Origin of the sequence: Devosia sp. UYZn731 (assembly GCF_040546795.1) — a bacterium.
Taxonomy (GTDB): Bacteria; Pseudomonadota; Alphaproteobacteria; order Rhizobiales; family Devosiaceae; genus Devosia.
In genome coordinates, this window is record NZ_JBEPOL010000007.1 from 269,132 (window position 1) to 291,971 (window position 22,840).

15 protein-coding genes are annotated in these 22,840 nt (G+C 62.7%); 10 read left to right on the forward strand and 5 right to left on the reverse strand.

Annotated features, from left to right (window positions below; genetic code table 11):
• Positions 1-400: 400 nt before the first annotated feature.
• Positions 401-2,299: an autotransporter assembly complex protein TamA gene (locus ABIB57_RS18830; protein WP_354042740.1), complete on the forward strand. Its 1,899-nt coding sequence runs from the start codon at positions 401-403 to the stop codon at positions 2,297-2,299.
• Entirely contained in the window at positions 2,299-6,639 is a 4,341-nt protein-coding gene (locus ABIB57_RS18835; RefSeq protein ID WP_354042742.1) for a translocation/assembly module TamB domain-containing protein, read from the forward strand. Before ABIB57_RS18830 ends, ABIB57_RS18835 begins: the two co-directional genes overlap by 1 nt.
• Here ABIB57_RS18835 and ABIB57_RS18840 read toward each other — a convergent pair.
• The 5 genes from ABIB57_RS18840 to ABIB57_RS18860 form a co-directional block, all read right to left on the reverse strand.
• Positions 6,636-7,331, reverse strand: a complete 696-nt coding sequence (locus ABIB57_RS18840) for a DUF1223 domain-containing protein (RefSeq protein ID WP_354042743.1) — start codon at positions 7,329-7,331, stop codon at positions 6,636-6,638. The two genes, ABIB57_RS18835 and ABIB57_RS18840, sit on opposite strands and share 4 nt — an antisense overlap.
• Positions 7,332-7,421: 90 nt before the next feature.
• On the reverse strand, positions 7,422-9,275 hold the full coding sequence (locus ABIB57_RS18845; protein ID WP_354042745.1) for an extracellular solute-binding protein: 1,854 nt from the start codon (positions 9,273-9,275) through the stop codon (positions 7,422-7,424).
• Positions 9,276-9,364: 89 nt separating this feature from the next.
• Positions 9,365-10,954, reverse strand: coding sequence for an ABC transporter ATP-binding protein (locus tag ABIB57_RS18850; RefSeq protein WP_354042746.1), 1,590 nt, complete (start codon positions 10,952-10,954; stop codon positions 9,365-9,367).
• A complete protein-coding gene (locus tag ABIB57_RS18855) occupies positions 10,951-12,093 on the reverse strand; it encodes an ABC transporter permease (protein ID WP_354042747.1) in 1,143 nt (380 codons plus the stop codon). The genes ABIB57_RS18850 and ABIB57_RS18855 overlap by 4 nt, the downstream gene beginning before the upstream one ends.
• A complete protein-coding gene (locus ABIB57_RS18860) occupies positions 12,090-13,196 on the reverse strand; it encodes a microcin C ABC transporter permease YejB (protein WP_354042749.1) in 1,107 nt (368 codons plus the stop codon). Before ABIB57_RS18860 ends, ABIB57_RS18855 begins: the two co-directional genes overlap by 4 nt.
• A gap of 190 nt (positions 13,197-13,386) precedes the next feature.
• Here ABIB57_RS18860 and ABIB57_RS18865 point away from each other — a divergent pair, with 190 nt between their 5' ends.
• From ABIB57_RS18865 to ABIB57_RS18900, 8 genes are all read left to right on the forward strand, one after another.
• Positions 13,387-13,614, forward strand: a complete 228-nt coding sequence (locus ABIB57_RS18865) for a hypothetical protein (RefSeq protein ID WP_299731497.1) — start codon at positions 13,387-13,389, stop codon at positions 13,612-13,614.
• Between the two features lie 144 nt (positions 13,615-13,758).
• A complete protein-coding gene (locus ABIB57_RS18870) occupies positions 13,759-14,373 on the forward strand; it encodes an AprI/Inh family metalloprotease inhibitor (RefSeq protein ID WP_354042750.1) in 615 nt (204 codons plus the stop codon).
• Positions 14,374-14,510: 137 nt separating this feature from the next.
• Complete coding sequence (gene zapE / locus ABIB57_RS18875) at positions 14,511-15,662, forward strand: cell division protein ZapE (protein ID WP_354042752.1); 1,152 nt, start codon at positions 14,511-14,513, stop codon at positions 15,660-15,662.
• A gap of 115 nt (positions 15,663-15,777) precedes the next feature.
• On the forward strand, positions 15,778-16,740 hold the full coding sequence (mdh, locus tag ABIB57_RS18880) for a malate dehydrogenase (protein WP_354042753.1): 963 nt from the start codon (positions 15,778-15,780) through the stop codon (positions 16,738-16,740).
• Between the two features lie 187 nt (positions 16,741-16,927).
• On the forward strand, positions 16,928-18,121 hold the full coding sequence (gene sucC, locus ABIB57_RS18885; RefSeq protein WP_354042754.1) for an ADP-forming succinate--CoA ligase subunit beta: 1,194 nt from the start codon (positions 16,928-16,930) through the stop codon (positions 18,119-18,121).
• Between the two features lie 5 nt (positions 18,122-18,126).
• Complete coding sequence (locus ABIB57_RS18890; RefSeq protein ID WP_354042755.1) at positions 18,127-18,498, forward strand: cupin domain-containing protein; 372 nt, start codon at positions 18,127-18,129, stop codon at positions 18,496-18,498.
• Between the two features lie 8 nt (positions 18,499-18,506).
• Complete coding sequence (gene sucD, locus ABIB57_RS18895; protein WP_354042756.1) at positions 18,507-19,415, forward strand: succinate--CoA ligase subunit alpha; 909 nt, start codon at positions 18,507-18,509, stop codon at positions 19,413-19,415.
• A gap of 366 nt (positions 19,416-19,781) precedes the next feature.
• Positions 19,782-22,781 carry a 2-oxoglutarate dehydrogenase E1 component gene (locus ABIB57_RS18900; RefSeq protein WP_354042757.1) on the forward strand — a complete coding sequence of 1,000 codons (3,000 nt, stop codon included), beginning with the start codon at positions 19,782-19,784 and terminating at the stop codon, positions 22,779-22,781.
• The last annotated feature ends 59 nt before the right edge of the window (positions 22,782-22,840 follow it).

Sequence of the window (22,840 nt, forward strand, 5' to 3'; positions counted from 1 at the left end):
GGCGGCAAACTGACCCCCTACCGGAAGCTAGTCAAGCGGTGGCGACGAGACCCTCATCCGGCGCTTCGCGCCACCTTCTCCCCGACGGGGAGAAGAATAGAAAGACGAGGGGAGGGGAGCAACGCCCGGCGCTGTTCCTCGCTCAAGTGTTCCCTATCGGCAACGATCTGGCGCCGAGGGGCAAAGTTTGTGATCCAGTGGGTGTTCATTGCCTTGGGGTAGCCCTAAACTTGCCACAGAGTTGAACGCGTTCTGGGCGGGCACGGCGTCAGCGTGTTCGAATTAGAGTCAAGTTTAACTGAATCTTCTGGCTCTCGGAGTCAGGGTGGCAGTCCTCGCCGATGGCGGGTAGGGCGGAACGAGCGACGGGAACGGTCCACTGAAGCTGGCGCGGGTAGTATTGAGTTTGGGGGCGCTTGGCATCGCCCTACCGCTGGCGAGCGTCGCATGGACGCCGCAGGCTTCAGCTTTTGAAATTTTTGGTATCAAGCTGTTCGAAGACCAGTCGGACAAGGACGCCGATGCGGTCATCGCCGATCCGCAGCCCTATACGGTCGATGTGTCGGTGACCCAGATTGGCTCGGCGGAAGCCACGGTGCGCAATGCCTCGGCGCTGGTGGCTGATGCCGGGGAGCCCGCCTCGGGCGCGGCGGGATTGCTGGCCAAGGCGCGCGGCGATTATCGGCGGATTCTGGCGGCGCTCTATAATGAGGGCTACTACGGCGGCAGCATCAGCATTCGCGTTGGCGGGGTGGAAGCCTCGAGCCTGGCGCCGGATGTGAACCTGCCCGATCCGGTCGCGGTGGCGATCGTGGTGACGCCGGGGCCGCTGTTCAAGTTCAACCGGGTGCAGGTGGTCAATCAGGCGCCGACAACCAATGATCCCAACGATTTTGTCGAGCCAGTGTCCAGCGTGGGCTATGGCAGCGGCGAGATCGCGCGCTCCAGCGTGGTGCTCAAGGCCGAGCAACTGGCGCTCGAGGCGTGGCGGCAGCAGGGCTATGCCAAGGCCGAAATTGCCAATCGCGAAGTGGTCGCGGACCATGCGAACTCGACCGTCGATGTGACCATTACGGTCAATCCGGGCGCCAAGGCGGCGTTCGGCGATATCGTGGTCAGCGGCACCGAGAATATGGACGCCGATTTCGTGCGCTGGGAAACCGGCATCGTGCCGGGCCAGGAATACGATCCCGACGATGTCACTCTGGCGCAAAAGCGGCTGGACCGGCTCGAAGTGTTCAGCGCGGCGCGGCTGCAGGCGGCCGATGCCATCGGCTCCAATGGGCTGTTGCCATATAACCTGATCGTGCAGGAATTGCCGGGACGACGCTTTGGCGTGGGGGCCACGTACTCGACCATCGACGGGTTGGGGATCGAGGGCTTTCATCTCTGGCGCAATCTGTTCGGGCATGCCGAGCGACTGCGGCTGGATGCCAAGATCGCCAGCATTGCCTTTCCGATCGATACTGAAGAGTTCGACTATCAGTTCGGCGGCACCTTCACCAAGCCGGGCGTGTTCACGCCGGACACCGACCTGGTTGCCTCGATTTCGGCAGAGCGGACGCTTTATCCAACCTATACCGAGACCTCGATCAACGGGCGGCTGGGGCTGAACCATACGCTGACCGACCAGATCAGCTTCGAGGGCGGCGTGGAATATGAGCGCAGCCGGTTCGACGACGTCTTCGGCACGCGCGATTTCTCGCTGGCGGGGCTTTATGGCGGCATAACCTATGACGGGCGCGACGACGCGGTCGATCCGACCAGCGGCATTTTCGCCTCGGCCAATGTCGAGCCGTTCTACGAGTTCAGCTACGGCAATCCGGCGGCTCGCCTGGTGCTGGAAGGGCGGACCTATTTCGGCTTTGGTGACAACAATCAATTCGTGCTGGCTGGTCGGCTGAAGGCCGGAGCGCTGATCGGGCCGGAACTGTCGGAAATTCCGCCTGACAAGCTGTTCTTCGCTGGTGGCGGCGGCTCGGTGCGCGGCTATGGCTTCAAGTCCATCGGCGTCGATGACGGCAATGGCAATGTCACCGGCGGGCGCTATCTGCTCGAAGGCTCGCTCGAAGCGCGGGCCAAGGTGACCAAGGATATCGGCGTCGTCGGCTTCATCGATGGCGGCTATGTGGCGGCGGATCGCTTCCCCGGCCTCGAGGACCTCAAGCTCGGCGCCGGTATCGGCGTGCGCTATTATACCGGGCTTGGACCCTTGCGGGCCGATATCGCCATACCGCTCAACAAGCGGCCCGGTGATCCGGATTACGCCATCTATGTCGGCATAGGACAGTCGTTTTGATGTCGCGCCTCCTATCGCTGCCGCGGCGGCTGGTTGTTCTCGTGCTCGTCGTGCTGGGGCTGGCCGTCGCCGTGCCCGCGGTCATCGTCGCGCAGGACGTGATGACGATGAGCCCGGACGAGCAGAAGGACTGGCTCACCAGCCTCGTGCAGGACCGGCTCTCCACGCCGGAGCGGCAAATCCGGCTCAGCAATATCGAGGGCGCGCTGGGTTCGGATATCGCCATCCGGGAAATCACCATTTCGGACGCCGAAGGGGTGTGGCTGCGAGTCAATAATGCGCGGCTGACCTGGAACCAGGGTGCGCTCTTCCTTGGGCGGCTGGAGGTCAAGTCGCTGACGGCGGACTCAATCGATTACCTGCGCAATGCCAAGCCGGTCGAAGGCGCCGTCGACCTGCCTCCGGCCGAAGCGGGAACGCTAACCATTCCGGAATTTCCGGTGGCGGTTATCCTGGAACAATTGTCGATCCCCAAGGTGACGTTCGGCGCGGGCGTCTTCGGGCTGGGTTCGGCGATTTCGCTCAATGGCGCGCTGACCTTGGAGGGGGGCAATCTCACCTCCAAGCTCGATATCGTGCGGCTGGACGGGCCGGGCGGTACGCTGGCCTTGATGGCCAATTATACCAAGGCCGACAATGTGGTCGATGTCGGCGTCACGCTGACCGAGCCGCCCAATGGGGTGATGGCCAACCTGCTCAATATCGAAGGCAAGCCCGCTGTCGAGCTGGCGATTGCCGGTAAGGGGCCGGTGGCAAACCTGCAGACCACGTTGACGCTCAAGGCCAATGGCCAGACCGCCTTGGGCGGCGGCGCCACGGTGAACCAGACCGCGGACGGCTTTGCCATCGCGGCCGATCTGCGCGGGCCGGTATCGAGCCTGATGGCGCCGCAATACCAGCCATTTTTCGGTGCGGAGTCCGCGCTGACCGCCAATGCTCTGGTGCGCACCGGCGGTGGACTTTCGATTTCGGGATTGAAGCTCAGCGGCGGGCAATTGCTGCTCGAAGGCGCAGCCGAAACCACGCCGGATAATTTCCTGCGGCAGTTGACGCTCAATGCCGTGGTGGCTGATCCGGCGGGAACGCCGGTGCTGCTGCCGGTGCCGGGTGCGCCGGTCAGTGTCAATGGCGCGCAGGTGGCCATCAATTTCGGTCAGGACAATTCGGAAAACTGGAGCTCGACGCTCGACGTCAAGGGCCTGACCACCGGCGATTTCGCGGCGCAGACCGTGGCGCTGACGCTGGGCGGGGTTGCGGCCAATCTGAACGATCCGACAAAGCGGCGGCTGACCTTCAATGGCGACGGTACCATCGCGGGCATCGCGGCGGCGGACGAGGTCAAGGCGGCTTTGGGCGACAGTATCGGCCTGGGCATTGCCGGGCTGTGGAATGCCGGCGAGCCGGTGCAACTGGCGCAGTTCCGGCTGGTCGGCAAGGCGCTGACGGCGGGGCTGGCTGGCGTTTTGGATGGTCCTGAATTCAAGGGCGACGTGGCCATCGAGACGAGCAGCATTTCGCCGTTCTCCGGCCTTGCCGGGCGGGAACTGGATGGCGGGCTGTCGCTCAAGGCCAACGGCACGCTGAGCCCGCTGACCGGCGGGTTTGACCTGACCTTGGACGGAACCGGTACGAACTTGAAGATCGACGACGACGTGGCCGATGGCATTCTGGCGGGCACGGTCGCACTCTCCGGTCGCGTGGCGCGGACCGAGGCGGGGCTGACGGCGCAGAATTTCAAGCTGGGCAACCAGCAAGTGCAATTGCTGGCCGATGGCACCTATTCCAGCGCTGTGGCGGATTTTACCTTCAATCTCGATCTGGCCGACCTGGCGCTGCTGAGCGAACAAGGCAAGGGCGCGGTCAAGGTGGTGGGGACGGCCAAGGGCCAGGATGGCGTGCTGGACCTCAATCTGAATGCCGGCCTTGCGGCAGGGCAATTGGCTGGGCGCGATTTCCGCCAGGGTACACTGGGTTTTTCCGGCCGCTCAGACAAGAGCGGGCTGACGGGCAATATCACCGGCGACGGCATGCTCGACGGTTTCAAGACCAGCCTTGTGGCCGCCATTGCGGTGGACGGCACGCGGCAGGCGCTGACGGGGCTGGATTTCCAGGCGGCCGGCACGCGGGTGACCGGCGACGTGTCGCGCGACATGGCAGGATTGCTCACGGGGCGGCTCGAGGCAGCGTCGCCTGATGTGTCGGTGGCCGCGGCTTTGGCGCTGATCAAGGCGCAGGGCGCACTCAATGCCAGCGTGACGCTGGCGCCGGCTGACGGCAAACAAAGCGCCGCGGCGCAGGGCGATGTGAAGGGCCTCGTGGCTAATGACATTCGCGTTGGCTCGGCCGATTTCAACGCGAGGGTGGCCGATCTGTTCGGCGTGCCCGCCGTGATCGGCACCGTCAATGGCGCCAACATTGCAGCGGCGGGCGTGACCATCACAACCCTTGCGGCCAAGGCCGGTCAAAACGGCGACACCACGACCTTCGATGCCCAGGCCGCATTGGCAACGGGCACCAATGTCGATCTCGCCGGATCACTGGCGCCGATTGCCGAGGGCTATCGCCTCGCGCTGGACCGGGCCAGCCTGCAACAGGGGCAATTGGCCGCGCGATTGGCCAAACCCACGGTGCTGACCGTGGCCGGCTCGACGGTATCGCTGGATGCGGTTCGGTTCGATGTTGGTTCGGGCAGCATTACGGCCAACGGGTCGGCAGGCGAGGCGCTGAATATCGCGCTGGATATAAGCCAATTGCCGCTGTCTATTGCCAATGCGGTGGTGCCCAGCCTGGGGCTAGCCGGCACGCTGGATGGGCGGGCGACGATCAGTGGCACCGGTAGCGATCCGCGCGTGGCTTTCGAGGTGCGCGGGACTGGGATCAACGCGGCGGCGATCAAGGATTTCGGCATCGCGCCATTGAGCGTCAGCGCCAATGGGACTTTTACCCGTAACGCCGTGTCACTGGACAGCCTGTCGGCCAATGGCAATGGCGGGTTGACCGTGACTGGCTCCGGAACCGTGCCGCTGAGCGGCAACGGGCTTAATGTCACGCTCAAGGGTAACGCGCCGTTAGCACTAGCACAGCGTTTCGTCGCCGATCGCGGTGGCCAGTTGAGCGGGTCGGTGTCTCTGGGTGCGCAAGTTTCCGGCAGCATCGCGTCGCCGAAATTTGGCGGTCGTGTATCGACCAGCAATGCCGGCTATATCGATCCCGAACTGAACTTGCGGCTGCAGGGCATCAGCGGTTCGGCCAGTTTGACTGGCACTAGTCTGGTGATTGACAGCCTGACGGCGGGCTTGGCCACCGGTGGATCGGTTGCCGCGTCGGGCTCCATTGGACTGACGGGCGGCTTCCCGGCCAATGTTAAACTCGCCTTGAATTCTGCACGTTACGCCGATGGCAATATGTTCGTTGCCACCGTTCAGGGCAATCTGGCGCTGACCGGCAACCTGACCGGTAATCCGCTGCTGAGTGGCAATGTGCTGGTGGAAAAAGCCGACATCACCGTGCCGGAAAGCCTCGGCGGCGGCGCGACGATGGTCGACGTCGAGCACGTCAATACGCCCAAGCCGGTCGAGCAGACCCTGGCGCGGGCTCGGGTCGATGCCGCCGGTGCGCCGGTGCCGCAGACGCGGCCGGGCGGGGTGCTGCTGGATATTACCGTCAACGCGCCGAACCAGATTTTCATTCGTGGCCGGGGGCTGGACGCTGAAGTGGGCGGTTCGGTGCGGCTGACCGGACCGATCGGCGATATCCAGCCGGTGGGCGCGTTCTCGCTCAATCGCGGGCGGTTGGCGATCCTGGGGCAGCGGATCACATTCGAAAGCGGGACGGTGACGCTGGTGGGCGATCTCGACCCGGAACTGAACCTTGTGGCGCGCACCGAGGGCGAGGGCATTACGGTGTTCGTCACGGTGTCCGGGCGAGTGTCGGACATCAATGTCAGCTTTACTTCGACCCCGATGCTACCGCAGGACGAGGTGTTGAGCCGGCTGATCTTCAAGCGCGGCATGGGCGAGTTGTCGCCATTGCAACTGGCGAAATTGGCGGGCGCCGCGGCTGAACTGGTCGGAGGCAGTTCGAACCCATCCTTGCTCGATAGCCTGCGCGGTGCGGCCGGGCTGGACGATCTGGATGTCGTCACCGATGACAAGGGCAATGTCGCGGTGCAGGCGGGGACCTACATCCAGGACAATGTGTATCTGGGCGTGCAGGCCGGCGCCAATGGGCAGAGCAAGGTGACGATCAATCTCGACGTTACCAATGATCTCAAGGTGCAGGGCGCCGCCGGGCAGGACGGCAATTCCAGCCTCGGCGTGTTCTACGAGAGCGATTACTAGTCCGTCGCGGCCGACAGGATCGGACCGCCATTGGGCTGCTGCACCAGGATCGCAGTCTTGAGGCCGGCGGCTGGCGCGCTGAGATCGAGAGCGAGCGGTGCGCCGCTCCAAGTGCCCAGGTTCTGCAGGTCATAGACCACGTGGGTATGGGGCAGGGTTCGGCCGGTGTTTTCGCCTCGGCCGATCGGCACCTCGTGAATCTGCGGATCATAGCGGACGAGCCAGACATCGGCGCCTGACGCCGGGGCGGTGCCTGCAGCAATATCGACATGACCACCGACCAGCTCGATTGCGGGGCCAGTCAAGGCCGGGGCGTCCTCTATAAGTCGTTCGACATCCGCGATGTGGTTGCCGACGGCCGTGGTGGCGCCATTGACCACCATCTGCGGCGTGTAAGGACCGAACTGGGCTAGCGCCGGCTCGTAGGTCACCTGACGCTGGGTAAATTCGGGCTTGCCGAACGTGTCCTTCCAGCCCAGGCGATCCCAATAGGTCACGGCGAAGCTGAGGGCCAGTACGTCGGGACGCTGGCTGAGGGTGATCAGATTGGCATTGGCTGGCGGGCAGGACGAACAGCCCTGGCTGGTGAACAGCTCGACCACAACAGGCGCCGTGCTGGCGGCCTGAGCAGGAATCGTGAGGCCTGCAGCGGCCAACAGGGCGCTCAAGGCGATCGTATGGATGGTCCGCATGGCTCGCACTCCTGATGCGATTGGTTTCGCATTGAGAAGTTCGAGCCAGCTAAGCCATTGGTTACAGCCTCGCGATGTCGTGACGGCGGGTTACTGCCCGCCACCGACCTTGGCGGCCTTGGCGTCGTCATACCACCAGAAGGTGGGGAAGCCGATGCCGAATTCGGGGAGGGGATCGGGGTGGCTGAAGCGGTCCCAGCGGGCGACGCGCGAGGTGCGCAGGGTGTAACTGGGGACGACATAGTGATTGGCCAGCAGCACACGATCGAGCGCTTTGGTGGCGGCTTCCAGCGTGTCGCGGTCGGCCGCATAGATTACTTTGTCGATCAGTGCGTCGACGCCTGGATCGGCGATGCCGGCATAGTTCTGCGAGCCTTCTTCCTTGGCCGAGGCCGAGCCCCAGAAATAGCGCTGCTCATTGCCGGGGGAGAAGGATTGCGGCCAGGCCTCGTAGATCATGTCGTAGTCGAAGCTGCGGACGCGGTTGATATATTGCGGACCGTCGACGATGCGGATGTTCGCGTTGATGCCGATCTGGCCCAGATTGGTGGTCAGGTTGCTAACGACCGGCTCGATGGTGGTGCTATCGAGCAGAATTTCGAAGCTGAGCTGCGCGCCGCTGGCATCGACGAGGCGGTTGCCATCGAGGTGATAGCCGGCCTCGGTAAGCAGGCCCAGGGCAGTGCGCAGGTTGGCGCGCAGCTTCTGGGCATCGCCGCTGACCGGGTTGGTATAGGGCGTGGTGAAAACGCTGGCGGGGATTTTGTCCTTCACCGAATTGAGGATTTCCAGCTCCTTGCCCTCGGGCAGGCCGGAAGAGCTGAACGGCAGGCCGAAGAAATAGCTGTCGATGCGCTGGTACTGGTTGAAGAACAAGGTCTTTTGCAGTTCTTCGAAATCGAAGGCGTAGTTGAGCGCTTCGCGAACGCGGATATCCTGAAATTTGGGGTCGCGCAGATTGGGGACGAAGGCCCACATGACGCCTGAGCCGTTATAAGTCTGGGCAAACAGTTCCTTGATGATCCGGCCATCCTTGACGGCGGGAAAGTCGTAGGCGGTCGCCCAGCCGCGCGCGGAAGGCTCGACCCACCAGTCAAACTGGTCGCCCTTGAAGGCCTCGAATTCCACGGTCTGGTCGAGGAAAAACTCGATGCGGTATTCGTCGAAATTGTTCTGGCCGACCTGGGTGGGGTTATCCTTGCCCCAATAGTTTTCGACGCGCTTGTAGCTGATGGTCTTGCCGGCTTCGAAGCTGGCGAGCTCATAGGGGCCTGAGCCCAACGGCGGCTCGAGGGTCGAGGCGCCGATATTGCGCTTGTTGCCCTTAGCGTCGGTGCCTTCCCACCAATGCTGGGGCAGGATCATCAACTGGCCGAGAATTTTGGGCAGTTCGCGGTTGCCGGTCTGATCGAAGGTGAAGGTTACCTCGCCGGGGGCGGTTTCGGTGACGCCGGTGACATTGGCGTAATACTGGGAGATTTGCGGGCTCAACTCCTTGGAGGTGTTGAACGACCAGATTACGTCGGCGACGGTGACCGGTTCGCCATCATTCCACTTGGCCTTGGGATTCATGCGGAAGGTGACCGAGGAATAATCGGCGGGAAACTTCAGCGCCTCGGCCAGCAGGCCGTAATCGGTCAGCACCTCGTCCTGCGAGGGCGTCATCAGCGTTTGGTAGATGAGCCCGAGACCCGCGGCGGCCTCGCCCTTGGGCAGAATCGGATTGAAGGTATCAAAGCCCCCCAGCGCCCCCATGCGCACCACGCCGCCCTTGGGCGCATCGACATTGACGTAGTCGAAATGGGTGAAGCCGTCGGGATATTTCGGCTCGCCGATGGCGGAACTGGCATGCAGCCAGGTGTCGGGCTTGTCCTGTTGGGCAAAGGCGGGGAGGGCCGGGGCGAGCATCAGAACAGCGGCGATGGCGAGGGCTGCGAATTTCATGGGGCGCTCCCGGGCGGATGGCAGTTTTGTGACTGCAGTTTAGGGGGAATGGAGGGGATGTATAGGGGCGACACGCTCAAGTTTTCGCGTCAGATCACCGCGACATCGAAGGCGGCGGCCATGAGGGCTTTGGTATAGTCCTCTTGGGGCGCCGCGAAGATGTCGGCGGCGGGGCCTTGTTCCACGATGCGGCCATTGCGCATGACGATCAGCGTATTGGCGAGAGCGCGGATGACCTTGAGGTCGTGGGAGATGAACATATAGGTCAGGCCGTGCTTCTGTTGCAGCTCGCGCAGCAGGTCGACCACATTGGCCTGGATCGACACATCGAGCGCCGAGGTGGGCTCATCCAGCACGACGAATTTGGGCGACAGTACCATGGCGCGGGCAATGGCGATGCGCTGGCGCTGGCCGCCGGAGAATTCATGGGGATAGCGGAAGCGGATTTCGGGCGGCAGGCCGACTTCCTCCAGGGCGTGGATGACCCGGGCCTCACGCTCGGCCTTGCCGATCTGGGGCGCGTGGACTTCCAGGCCCTCCCCGATGATGCCGGCGACCGAGAGGCGGGGGCTGAGCGAGCCGTAGGGGTCTTGGAACACGATCTGCATATCGGCGCGGAGCGGGCGCATGGCGCGCCAGGATTTCTGCTGGATTTCGTTGCCGAGCACGACAATGCGGCCTTGCGAGGAAATGAGGCGCAACACCGCCGCCCCGAGCGTGGATTTCCCGGAGCCGCTTTCGCCGACGACACCCAGCGTTTCGCCTTGGCGGATGGCGACATCGACGCCATCCACCGCCTTGATATGGCCAACGGTGCGCCGCAACAGCCCGGCTTTGACGGGGAACCAGACGCGAATATCGGTGGCTTGCACCACAAGCGGCGCGTCGGGATTGGCCAAAGGTGGCTGGCCCTTGGGTTGGGCGGCGAGCAGGCGCTTGGTGTAAGCGTGTTGGGGATTGTCGAAGACTTGGGCCACGGGGCCTGTCTCGACGATTTCGCCTTGGGTCATAACGCAGACGCGATCGGCAATGCGCCGGACGATGCCCAGATCGTGGGTGATGAACAGCATGGCCATGCCGAGGCGCTGCTGCAATTGCTTGAGCAACAGCAGGATCTGGGCCTGGACGGTAACGTCGAGCGCGGTGGTGGGCTCGTCCGCGACCAGCAGGTCCGGCTCGTTGGCGAGTGCCATGGCGATCATGACGCGCTGGCGCTGTCCGCCCGAAAGCTGATGCGGATAAGATGCCAGGCGGCTGGCCGGGTCGGGAATGCCGACCTGGTCGAGCAGCTCGATGGTGCGGGCGCGGGCGGCGTTGGCGCGCAGACCCTTATGAATGGCGAGAACTTCCGCAACCTGTCGGCCGATGGTGTGGACCGGGTTGAGCGAGGTCATCGGCTCCTGGAAGATCATCGAAATATCGTTGCCGCGCACCGCGCGCAATTCGGTATCGGAGACGGCGAGCAGGTTCTGGCCCTTGAAGGTCACGTCGCCCCAGACGGCGGCGGACGGGGGCAGGAGCTTGAGGATGGACAGGGCTGTTACTGACTTGCCTGAACCGCTTTCGCCGACGAGGGCGACGGTTTCGCCGGGCGCGATGTCAAAGGAAACATGTCGCGCCGCGTCGCGATTGGCGAAGCGGATATTCAGGTCTCGGATGGAGAGGAGGGGGGCGGTCATGCCGGTGTCTTCCGTGGATCGAAGGCGTCGCGGACGCCTTCGCCGATGAAGACGAGGAGGGTCATCATGATGGCGATGGTGAAGAAGCCGGTGAGGCCGAGCCAGGGGGCCTGAAGGTTGTTTTTTCCCTGCGCCAGCAGTTCGCCCAGCGACGGCGAGCCGACAGGCAGGCCGAAGCCGAGGAAATCGAGCGAGGTCAGGGTGGCGACGGAGCCCGAGAGGATGAATGGTACGAAGGTCAGTGTGGCGACCATGGCGTTGGGCAGCAGGTGGCGCCACATGATGGTGAGGTTGGAGACGCCAAGCGCGCGGGCCGCATTGATATACTCGAAATTGCGACCGCGCAGGAATTCGGCGCGCACGATGCCCACCAGCGATACCCAGGAAAATAGCAGCAGGATGCCAAGCAGCACCCAAAAGCTGGGGGCGATGACGCTGGAGATGATCAGCAGCAGGTAGAGGGCGGGAACCGAGGTCCAGATTTCGATGAAGCGCTGGAACAACAGGTCGGTCCAGCCGCCGAAATATCCCTGCACCGCGCCGGCTGCGACGCCGATGATCGAAGACAGGACGGTCAGGACTAGGCCGAACAGGATGGAAATGCGGAAGCCGTAGATCAGGCGCGACAGCACGTCGCGGCCGCGATCGTCGGTGCCCAGCCAGTGATAGGTGCCCCAATTACAGCCGGGATCCTCGGCGAGCAGGGGATAGCCGGCGCAGCGGGCGTCGCGGCTCATCATCCAGCTAGGGGCGACAGCGCCGGACTGGGGGGTGAAACTGTCGACGGTGTTGTAGCTGAACCGGATGGGCGGCCAGAGCGTCCAGCCATTGGCGGCGATCTCCTCGGCGATGAACTCGTCGCTATAATCGGTGAAAGCGAGGAAGCCACCGAACTTGGATTCCGGATAATCGACGAAGGCGGGGGATAGCAACTCGCCCTTGTAACTGACCAGGATCGGCCGGTCATTGGCGATGAAATCGGAGCCAAGGGTGATGACGAAGAGGACGAGGAAAATCCACAGCGACCAATGACCGCGGCGGTTGCGGCGGAAGGCGTCGAGGCGGCGCCGGTTCATCGGCGAGAGCCAATCGGCGCGCGGCGGGGTTGTGGCAGCGGCCTCGGCGGCGATCTCGCTCATACCTGCCGGCTTTCGAAGTCGATGCGCGGATCGACCCACATATAAGCCAGATCGGAGATCAGCCCGATGACGAGGCCCAGCAGCGAGAAGACGTAGAGCGTGGCGAAGACCACCGGATAATCGCGGCTGGTGATAGCCTCGAAACCCAGGCGGCCCAGGCCATCGAGCGAGAAAATGGTTTCGATCAGCAGCGAGCCGCCGAAGAAGGCCCCGACGAACGCGCCCGGAAAACTAGCGATGATTAGCATCATGGCATTGCGGAAGACGTGGCGGTAGAGCACCTGGTTTTCGGTGAGGCCCTTGGCGCGGGCGGTGGTGACATATTGCTTGCCGATCTCGTCGAGGAACGAGTTCTTGGTGAGCATGGTGGTGGTGGCGAAAGCGCCGAGTGCCATGGCAATGATGGGCAGCACCAGATGCCAGAAATAGTCGATCACCTGGCGATACCACGGGAAGCTGTCAAAGCCCGTCGAGGTCAGCCCTCGCAACGGAAACAGCGACCAGAAGCTGCCGCCGGCGAAGACCACGATCAGGGCGATGGCGATGAGGAAGCCCGGAATGGCATAGCCGACGATGATGACGGTGGAGGTCCAGACATCGAAGCGCGAGCCTTCGGTGATGGCCTTCTTGATGCCCAGCGGAATGGAAATGCCGTAGGAAATCAGCGTCATCCACAGGCCGAGCGAGATCGAGACTGGCATCTTCTCCTTGATCAGGTCGACGACCGAAATGTCGCGATAATAGCTGTCGCCGAAATCGAAGCGCAGATAGTTCCACAGCATCATGCCGAAGCGTTCCAGCGGTGGCTTGTCGAAGCCGAACTGCTTTTCGATGCGGGAAATGAGTTCGGGAGAGAGGCCGCGCGAGCCGCGATAGGTGGAGCCATTGGCGGCATTGGCCGGCTGGGGCGCGGCGTCGGTGAAATCCCCGGTATCGCTGCCAGTGACGCGCTGGGTCAGCGAGTTCTGGGCGCCCGACATGTTAGCGATGGCCTGTTCCACCGGACCGCCGGGGGCGAATTGCACGACGAGAAAGGAAATCGCCATGATGCCGAAGACGGTCGGGATCATCAGCAGCAGGCGGCGAAGGATATAGGCGCCCATTCCGTTCCCTTTGACGAGCGTGTCGCCGCATACCCTAAATTGCGCCCGCCGAGCGGCAAATCACCTTGCGGTGAAACGGCTTGGCGGAGAATGCAGCATGCAAGCGGGGGAATGCAAGCGATGCGCGCGTGAGGGGTTGCGGCCAGGACGCGTGCCGTTCAGGATCGAATAGTCCAAACGGAGGCAATTCATGAGCTTTGAAATCATCGCCCAGGTCGAGGACCCCTCAATGGCGCGGGTGCTGGTGGTGGCGCTTAGGGCGCATGGATTTCATCCGCTGGAAGGCGGCGAGGGTGGCCTGCCCGGACTGCCGGGAGTGTTCGGCCCGAAGGGCGTGCCGGTGCAGGTGCCGGAGGAGGAAGCTGCGGACGCGCGAGTGCTGGCGGACGACCTGTTGCGCGAAATGCTGGAACCATAGGGTTTTGCGGGCATTGACCCCAAAATGGGCCACATTCACAGGCATTGCTGAGTTCGATAGGTTCGGCGATTGAACATGTGGTGTGGTTTGGCTATAAGCCGGCTAAATGTTAACCTTTATTAAGCCTTAGGCAGGAGCAAGCCGATGATGGTTTGGATGCGCGGATCGTTGTCAGCAGTTGGCTTGGCGATGATGGCAATGACTGTGGTCGGATGCTCGACGGCCTCTAACACGGCCGGCCTCAATACCATTCAGGCGCCATCGCAACTGCGCCCGGTGCAGGGTTCGACCGTGGCGCAGGGTAGCTTGCCAGCCATTGGTGCAACCGGGGCTCCGGCGCCGGGCCTGTCTGGACAGCCGGTGCTGGGTGGCGTGGCCGCGCAGCCGGCAGGCGGGTTCAGTACGCTGCCGCCTATTCAGGGCGGGACGCAGACGGCGATGGTCAATGGCCAGTTGGCGCCGATCGCCCAGCCGGGCATGGTTAGTTCCGGCCCAGAAGGCGTGTGGACCGCGTTGGCGGGAACCAGCCAGTGCCGGCTCAACCTGCCGCTGACGCTTAAGGAAGGCGCGAACTATTATCGCGCTTCGGCTCCGGGCTGTGCCCTGCCCAGCCTGGCCGCGGTTGCCGGTTGGCAGCAGGTTGGCGCGCAGCTGCAGCTTTATGATGTGAACGGCAATATCGCTGGCTCGCTCACGCCAAGCGGCGGTCGTTATATTGGCGTGCTCGGCGGCGGCCAAGCCATCACCATGCAGCGCTAGGATTTGACTGAGGCCGGTCTGCAAACGGCGGTTCACTGCGCTTCCGGTGCTCACGTACAAAAGTACGCTGCGCTCCGGTTCTCGCGAACCACCGTTTTCGACTCGGCCTGAGCCAAATCCAACATCCGAAAATCGTAGTGACCATTTCACGAACCTCCGCTTCTGAAGGTCCAATCAGCGCTGCTTATGCGGCACTGGTGGAGCGGGGGGCGTTTGTGGGGGATGGGGCGCAGCGGGAGGCGGCGCGGTTGCTCGATGGGGTGGCCGAGGGGCTGGAGGACAGCAAGCATGCTGGATTTCTTGCGCGGCTGATGGAGAAGCCGGAGCCGGTCAAGGGGCTCTACCTGTTCGGCGAGGTCGGACGGGGCAAGACCATGCTGATGGATCTGTTCTTCACGACCGTGACGATCAGCCAAAAGCGGCGGGTGCATTTCCACGAATTCATGGATGAGATCCATGCCGGGATCGCGGCATTTCGCAAAAAGGCGAAAGCCAAGGGCGACGATGGCGATCCGATTGAGGCGGTGGTCAAGCCGATCATCAAATCGGGGCTGCGGCTGTTGTGCCTCGATGAATTCCATGTCCACGACATCACCAATGCGATGCTGCTGTATCGGCTGTTCGACAAGCTGTTCGCGGCGGGCGTGACGCTGGTGGCGACGAGCAATGTGGCGCCGGATGGGCTTTATAAGGATGGGCTCAACCGCGAGCTGTTCGTTCCGTTCATCAGGCTGTTGAAAGAGCGAACGCTGGTGGCGGAATTGCCGGCGGCGCGGGATTATCGGCGGCTGAAATTTGCCGGGCAGCACGTTTATTGCTTCGGAACCGGAGCGGCGGCACGGGCGGCGATGGACGAGCTGTGGCTGCGCATCACCGGCGGTGAGCCCGGGGAGCCAACCAGCATCGAGAGTACCGGACGGCAGATCGCCGTGCCGCTGGCAGCGCTGGGGGCGGCGCGGTTCGGGTTTGCGGACCTCTGCGAAAAGCCGCTGGGGTCGCGCGATTTCGTCAAAATTGCCCATGCATTCGATTCGATCATCATCGACGACGTGCCACAGATGGACCGGACGCGCAGCGACTGGGCCAAGCGGTTCATCCTGTTGATCGACAATCTCTATGATCGCGGGGTGAAGCTGGGGGCGAGCTTTGCCGTGCCGCTGGAGCAGTTGGCGAGCGACGACAAGACGGCGTTCGAGTTCCAGCGCACGGTGTCGCGACTGATCGAAATGCAGTCGGAGGACTACTTGGCACAGGGTTTGCGCGACGCGGGGGCTGCCGAACCGGCATAGGGCCTTGACCCATGGGCATGGCTGCGAAGCCCTTTAAGACGAAGGGTTCACTTGCCCTGAAATGGGGACAGGGTTAAGAGGTGCGCCAAATCAACGCAGTCGGAGATTGAGGCTTATGGCACGCAAAAAGATCGCTCTCATCGGTTCGGGGCAGATCGGTGGAACTCTGGCCCATCTGGCGGCTATGAAAGATCTGGGCGATATCGTGCTGTTCGACATTGTCGACGGCGTGCCGCAGGGCAAGGCGCTGGACATTTCCCAGTCGGCCCCGGTCGAAGGCTATGATGCCAAGATCACCGGCACCTCCAAATATGAAGACCTAAAGGGCGCCGATGTGGTCATCGTCACCGCCGGCGTGCCGCGCAAGCCCGGCATGAGCCGCGACGACCTGCTGGAAATCAACCTCAAGGTGATGGAGCAGGTTGGCGCGGGTATCGCCAAGTATGCGCCCAAGGCTTTCGTGATCTGCATCACCAACCCGCTCGACGCGATGGTGTGGGCGCTGCAGAAGTTCAGCGGCCTGCCCACCAATATGGTGATCGGCATGGCCGGCGTGCTGGACAGCTCGCGCTTCGTGCATTTCATCGCCGATGAACTCAAGGTTTCGGTGGAAGACATCAATGCCTTCGTGATGGGTGGCCATGGCGACACCATGGTACCGCTGGTGCGCTATTCGACGGTGGCCGGTATCCCGCTGACCGACATCGTCAAGATGGGCTGGATGAGCAAGGAAAAGCTCGACGCCATCGTTCAGCGTACCCGCGATGGCGGCGCCGAAATCGTCGGCCTGCTCAAGACCGGCTCGGCCTTCTACGCGCCGGCCACTTCGGCGATCGCGATGGCGGAAAGCTATCTCAAGGACAAGAAGCGGGTGCTGCCGGCTGCGGCGTATCTGGACGGCCAGTATGGCGTCAAAGGCACCTATGTGGGCGTGCCGGTGGTGATCGGTGCCGGTGGCGCTGAAAAGGTCATCGAAATTTCACTCAACAGTGCTGAACAGAAGGCGTTCGACAAGTCGGTCGGTGCTGTTGAAGGCCTAATCGAGGCGTGCAAGGTGATTGCGCCTAAATTGAAATAATCTCGGCGCTGTGGGCAGTCGTTCCCTCCCCCTTGAGGGGAGGGACAGGGTGGGGGTGTCGAGGTTTCCACGCCCATCGGGCTATATGGTGATCACGACACCCCCACCCCGACCCCTCCCCTCAGGGGGGGCTGACTGAACTGCCGGCAATCGGCCAATAGAATTCGACCCATCCAAGGGGACTAAAATGAATATCCATGAACACCAGGCCAAGGCGCTGCTGAAGACCTACGGCGCGCCGGTGGCTGAAGGCGTGGCGATTTTCTCCGCCGATGAGGCGGCTGCTGCCGCCAAGTCGCTGCCGGGGCCGCTTTATGTGGTCAAGAGCCAGATCCATGCTGGCGGGCGCGGCAAGGGCAAGTTCAAGGAACTCGGTCCCGATGCCAAGGGCGGCGTGCGCTTGGCCAAGACGATCGACGACGTGGTCGCCTTCTCCAAGGAAATGCTCGGCAATACCCTGGTGACCAAGCAGACCGGCCCGGCCGGCAAGCAGGTCAATCGGCTCTATATCGAAGACGGCGCCGATATCGCGCGCGAGCTGTATTGCTCGGTGCTGGTCGACCGTGAGACCGGGCGCGTCTCGTTCGTGGTCTCGACCGAAGGCGGCATGGATATCGAAGCGGTGGCCCATGATACCCCCGAAAAGATCATCGCCGTGGACATCGATCCGCTGGCGGGCGTGACCGACAAGGACGTGGCCGAGATCGTCGCCGCGCTCAAGCTCGATGGCGACGCCAAGACGGATGCGGCCAAGCTGTTCCCCATTCTCTACAAGGCCTTCACCGACACGGACATGAGCCTGCTCGAGGTCAATCCGCTGATCGTGATGACCGACGGGCACCTGCGCGTGCTCGATGCCAAGGTGAGCTTTGACAACAATGCGGCGTTCCGGCATCCCGAACTGGCCGAACTGCGTGACCTGAGCGAAGAAGACGCCAAGGAAATCGAAGCCTCCAAATTTGACCTGGCCTACGTGGCGCTCGATGGAAACATTGGCTGCATGGTCAATGGCGCGGGCCTCGCGATGTCGACCATGGACATCATCAAGCTCTATGGCGCCGAGCCGGCGAACTTCCTCGACGTTGGCGGCGGGGCCACCAAGGAGAAGGTGACAGCGGCGTTCAAGATCATCACTGCCGATCCGGCGGTTGAGGGCATCTTGGTCAATATTTTTGGCGGTATCATGCGCTGCGACGTCATTGCCGAGGGCGTGATCGCCGCGGTCAAGGAAGTCGGGCTGCAGGTGCCCCTCGTCGTGCGGCTGGAAGGCACGCGCGTCAAGGAAGGCAAGGAAATCCTCAACAAGTCGGGCCTGAATGTGATTTCGGCCGACGATCTCGACGACGCCGCACAAAAGATCGTGGCGGCGGTGAAGGGCTAAGGGTGATGGTGCCCCGCAAGATCAACCTGGTCGAGGCGGCCGAGGCCGGCATCAAGGGTGTGTGGCAGCCCCATCTCGCCGGCGACGTCAACGACAGCCAGGTCAAGATCGCCAAATTCGGCGAAGTCTTCGACTGGCACGCGCATGAGCAAGAGGACGAAGCGTTTCTCGTGCTCAAGGGGCGGATTGCCATCGATTTTCGCGACGGCGTGGTGGAACTGGGCGAGGGCGAATTCCTCGTCGTGCCCAAGGCCACCGAACATCGGCCCCGCGCGCTGACCCACGAGCCCATCGTGCTCATGGTGGAACCTTCGAGCACGCTCAATACCGGCAATGCGACAAGCGCGCTGACCGTCACCGAACTCAATCGACTGTAGGAAAATCCATGTCCATTCTGGTCAATAAAGACACCAAGGTTCTCGTGCAGGGGCTGACCGGCAAGACCGGCACGTTCCACACCGAACAGGCGCTGGCCTATTACGGCACCCAGATGGTGGGTGGGGTGAACCCCAAAAAGGCCGGCGAGACCTGGACCAGCGGCGTCGACGCCTCGGCATCGCTGCCGGTGTTCGCGACGGTTGCCGAGGGCAAGGAGCGCACGGGCGCGACGGCATCGGTCGTCTATGTGCCGCCTCCGGGCGCCGCCGCCGCCATCATCGAGGCCATCGAGGCGGAAATTCCGCTGATCGTGTGCATTACCGAAGGCATTCCGGTGCTCGACATGGTGCGGGTCAAGGCGCGGCTCGTCGGTTCGAAGTCGCGGCTGCTGGGGCCGAACTGCCCGGGCGTGCTGACGCCCGAGGAATGCAAGATCGGCATCATGCCGGGTTCGATCTTCTCTAAGGGTTCGGTGGGCATTGTTTCCCGCTCGGGCACGCTTACCTATGAGGCAGTGTTCCAGACCACCAATGAAGGCCTTGGCCAGACCACCGCTGTCGGTATCGGCGGCGACCCGGTCAAGGGGACGGAGTTCATCGATATCCTTGAAATGTTCCTCGCCGACGAAGCGACCAAATCGATCATCATGATCGGCGAAATCGGTGGTTCCGCCGAGGAAGACGCCGCGCAGTTCCTGATCGACGAAGCCAAGAAGGGCCGTAAGAAGCCGATGGCCGGTTTCATCGCGGGCCTGACGGCACCGGCCGGGCGCACGATGGGCCATGCTGGCGCCGTAATTTCGGGTGGTAAGGGCGGCGCCGAAGACAAGATCGCGGCGATGGAAGCCGCGGGTATCAAGGTGTCGAAGTCGCCGGCGCGGATCGGCCGGACGCTGAGCGAAGTGTTGAAGGGCTGAAGAGAGATTGTGGGTGGGGTGACCCCCACCTGACCTCCCCCTGGAAGGGGAGGGACTGACCGGGGCCAGGCAGTGATCTGCGACAGCCCCGATGTAATTCCTCCCCCTCCAGGGGGAGGCTAGGTGGGGGTTCTTCCTCATCGAATTGTGACCATGCCGGTCGCATGTCGGACACAGAACAGTGGTAGCTCCACGCTATGTTCGACGAGACTATTGAGCCGCGTTCCTGCTCAGGGAGCGCTTCATTTAACAGGATACTAAGGATAAGCGGTCAGTATCCGACCTAATTTAAGGACCGCATGCGGCTGGATCTTTCTCCAGCCCGTTCAGAAGGATGGCGGGGCGTGGGCCTCGCGACAAAAAGCGATGACACGACAGGAAAAGAACGACACGTTCTTGCTGACGTCGTTCCTCTATGGTGGGAACGCCGACTATATCGAGCAACTCTATTCTGCCTTCAAGGCTGATCCGGCCAGCGTCGATCCGACCTGGGCGAGCTTTTTCGGCAAGCTGGACGATACCGGCAGCGACGCCAAGAAGAGCGCCGATGGCCCGAGCTGGGGCCGCAAGGACTGGCCGCAGAGCGCCAATGGCGAACTGGTCAGCGCGCTCGACGGCAATTGGGGCGAAATCGCCATCAAGACCGAAAAGGTCATGGCCAAGAAGGCCGAGGCCACTGGCGCTCCGGCAGCGACAACGGCCGACATCCTGCAGGCGACGCGTGACTCGATCCGCGCCATCATGATGATCCGGGCCTATCGCATGCGCGGGCATCTGCATGCCGATCTCGACCCGCTCAAGCTCAAGGCCGACGAGCCGGCGCCGGAACTCGATCCGCGCAGCTATGGCTTTACGGAAGCCGATTTCAGCCGCAAGATTTTCATCGATAACTATCTGGGGCTGGAATACGCCACGATCCCGGAAATGCTGGCGATCCTGGAACGCACCTATTGCGGCACGGTCGGCATCGAATTCATGCATATCTCCGATCCTGAAGCCAAGCAGTGGATCCAAGAGCGCATCGAGGGGCCGGAGAAGGAAATTACCTTCACGCCCGAAGGCAAGAAGGCCATCCTCTCCAAGCTGATCGAAGCCGAGGGCTTCGAGAAGTTCCTCGACGTCAAGTTCACCGGCACCAAGCGGTTTGGCCTCGATGGTTCGGAGTCGCTGATCCCGGCGCTGGAACAAATCATCAAGCGCGGCGGCGCCATGGGCATCAAGGACATCGTCCTGGGCATGGCGCATCGCGGGCGGCTGAACGTGCTGACGCAGGTGATGCACAAGCCGCACCGGGCGCTGTTCCACGAGTTCAAGGGTGGCGCTTATTACCCCGAGGACGTGGAAGGTTCGGGCGACGTCAAGTATCACTTGGGTGCCTCCTCGGACCGCGAGTTCGATGGCAACAAGGTGCATCTGTCGCTGACCGCGAACCCCAGCCATCTCGAGATCGTCGATCCGGTGGTGCTGGGCAAGGCGCGCGCCAAGCAGGACCAGCATATCTCCCCTGATGGCAAGCTCATCAATATCGCCACCGACGGCAAGCCGGACCGCACCATGGTGCTGCCGCTGCTGCTGCATGGCGATGCGGCCTTTGCCGGACAGGGCGTGATCGCCGAATGCCTGGGGCTGTCGGGCCTCAAGGGGCACCGCACGGGTGGCTCGATCCATTTCGTCATCAACAACCAGATCGGCTTTACCACCAGCCCGCTCTATTCGCGCTCTTCGCCCTATCCGACCGATGTGGCCAAGATGATCGAAGCGCCGGTGCTGCACGTCAACGGGGATGACCCGGAAGCGGTGGTGTTCGCCGCCAAGGTGGCCATCGAGTTCCGTCAGAAGTTCGGGCGGCCGGTGGTGATCGACATGTTCTGCTACCGCCGCTTTGGGCACAATGAAGGCGACGAGCCTTCGTTCACCCAGCCGATGATGTATTCCAAGATCCGCGCGCATAAGACGACGCTCGAGATCTATTCGGAAAAGCTGATCGGCGAGGGCCTGCTGACGGCCGAACAGCTCGAAGAGCAAAAGGCCGGCTGGCGCGCGCATCTGGAAGGCGAATTCCAGGCCGGGCAGGACTATCGCCCCAACAAGGCCGATTGGCTGGATGGTGCGTGGCGGGATTTGCGTCCGGCCGAGCAGGATGGTCCGCGTCGCGGCGATACGGGCGTCGCGATCGATACGCTGGCCAAGCTCGGCGCCAAGCTGAGCTATGTGCCGGCTGACTTCAACGTCCACAAGACGGTCAAGCGGTTCATGGACAATCGCCTTGCCGCCATCGAAGCGGGCGAGGGGATAGACTGGGCGACGGCGGAAGCTTTGGCATTCGGCACGCTGGTCACCGAGGGGCACCCGGTGCGCCTTTCCGGCCAGGACGTGGAACGCGGCACGTTCAGCCAGCGACATTCCGTGCTGAACGATCAGGTGGACGACCACACCTATACGCCGCTCAATAACCTGAGCGAAGACCAGAGCCGCTACGAAGTCATCAATTCGATGCTCTCGGAAGAGGCGGTGCTGGGCTTTGAGTATGGGTACTCGCTGGCCGAGCCGAAGGCGCTGACGATCTGGGAGGCCCAGTTCGGCGATTTCGTCAACGGCGCGCAGGTGGTGATCGACCAGTTCATCTCCTCGGGCGAGCGCAAGTGGTTCCGCATGAGCGGCCTCGTGATGCTGCTGCCGCATGGCTATGAGGGGCAGGGCCCCGAGCATTCCTCCGCGCGTCCCGAGCGCTTCCTGCAGCTATGCGCGGAAGACAATATGCAGGTTGCCAACTGCACGACGCCGGCGAACTATTTCCATGCGCTGCGCCGTCAGGTCACCCGCGACTTCCGCAAGCCGTTGATCCTGATGACGCCGAAGTCGTTGCTGCGCCACAAGCGGGCGACGTCGGGCCTCAACGAGATGGGGCCGGATTCGTGCTTCCATCGCCTGTTGTGGGACGATGCGGAAGCGCCTGGCGCGCCCAAGACGACAGTGCGGCTGGCGAGCGACGACAAGATCCGCCGCGTCGTGGTGTGCACGGGCAAGGTCTATTATGACCTCCTAGAAGACCGCGAGAAGAAGGGCATCAACGATGTCTATCTGCTGCGGTTGGAACAGCTTTATCCGTTCCCCGCCAAGGCGCTGCTGGACGAATTGAACCGCTTCCCCAATGCCGAAATCGTCTGGTGCCAGGAAGAGCCCAAGAACATGGGCGCCTGGGCGTTCATCCAGCCCTATGTGGAATGGGTGTTCGACCAGATGGGTCGCAATGGCCAGCGCGTGCGCTATGTCGGCCGGCCGGCTTCGGCCTCGACGGCGACAGGGCTGATGCGCACGCATCTGGCGCAGTTGCAGGCGTTCCTCGACGAGGCTTACGCCAGCTAACAAATGCCGATAGCGCTTTAAAGCGTCAGCGTTACCAGCTAATTTGCGGCGTCCCGCTC

Excerpts from the sequence above, each read along its gene's own strand:
- mdh (WP_354042753.1), top strand. The coding sequence starts at position 15,778 with ATGGCACGCAAAAAGATCGCTCTCATCGGTTCGGGGCAGATCGGTGGA.
- ABIB57_RS18845 (WP_354042745.1), bottom strand. The coding sequence starts at position 9,275 with ATGAAATTCGCAGCCCTCGCCATCGCCGCTGTTCTGATGCTCGCCCCG.
- sucC (WP_354042754.1), top strand. The coding sequence starts at position 16,928 with ATGAATATCCATGAACACCAGGCCAAGGCGCTGCTGAAGACCTACGGC.
- ABIB57_RS18890 (WP_354042755.1), top strand. The coding sequence starts at position 18,127 with ATGGTGCCCCGCAAGATCAACCTGGTCGAGGCGGCCGAGGCCGGCATC.
- ABIB57_RS18865 (WP_299731497.1), top strand. The coding sequence starts at position 13,387 with ATGAGCTTTGAAATCATCGCCCAGGTCGAGGACCCCTCAATGGCGCGG.
- ABIB57_RS18835 (WP_354042742.1), top strand. The coding sequence starts at position 2,299 with ATGTCGCGCCTCCTATCGCTGCCGCGGCGGCTGGTTGTTCTCGTGCTC.
- ABIB57_RS18870 (WP_354042750.1), top strand. The coding sequence starts at position 13,759 with ATGATGGTTTGGATGCGCGGATCGTTGTCAGCAGTTGGCTTGGCGATG.
- ABIB57_RS18900 (WP_354042757.1), top strand. The coding sequence starts at position 19,782 with ATGACACGACAGGAAAAGAACGACACGTTCTTGCTGACGTCGTTCCTC.
- ABIB57_RS18855 (WP_354042747.1), bottom strand. The coding sequence starts at position 12,093 with ATGAGCGAGATCGCCGCCGAGGCCGCTGCCACAACCCCGCCGCGCGCC.
- ABIB57_RS18850 (WP_354042746.1), bottom strand. The coding sequence starts at position 10,954 with ATGACCGCCCCCCTCCTCTCCATCCGAGACCTGAATATCCGCTTCGCC.
- sucD (WP_354042756.1), top strand. The coding sequence starts at position 18,507 with ATGTCCATTCTGGTCAATAAAGACACCAAGGTTCTCGTGCAGGGGCTG.
- ABIB57_RS18860 (WP_354042749.1), bottom strand. The coding sequence starts at position 13,196 with ATGGGCGCCTATATCCTTCGCCGCCTGCTGCTGATGATCCCGACCGTC.
- ABIB57_RS18840 (WP_354042743.1), bottom strand. The coding sequence starts at position 7,331 with ATGCGGACCATCCATACGATCGCCTTGAGCGCCCTGTTGGCCGCTGCA.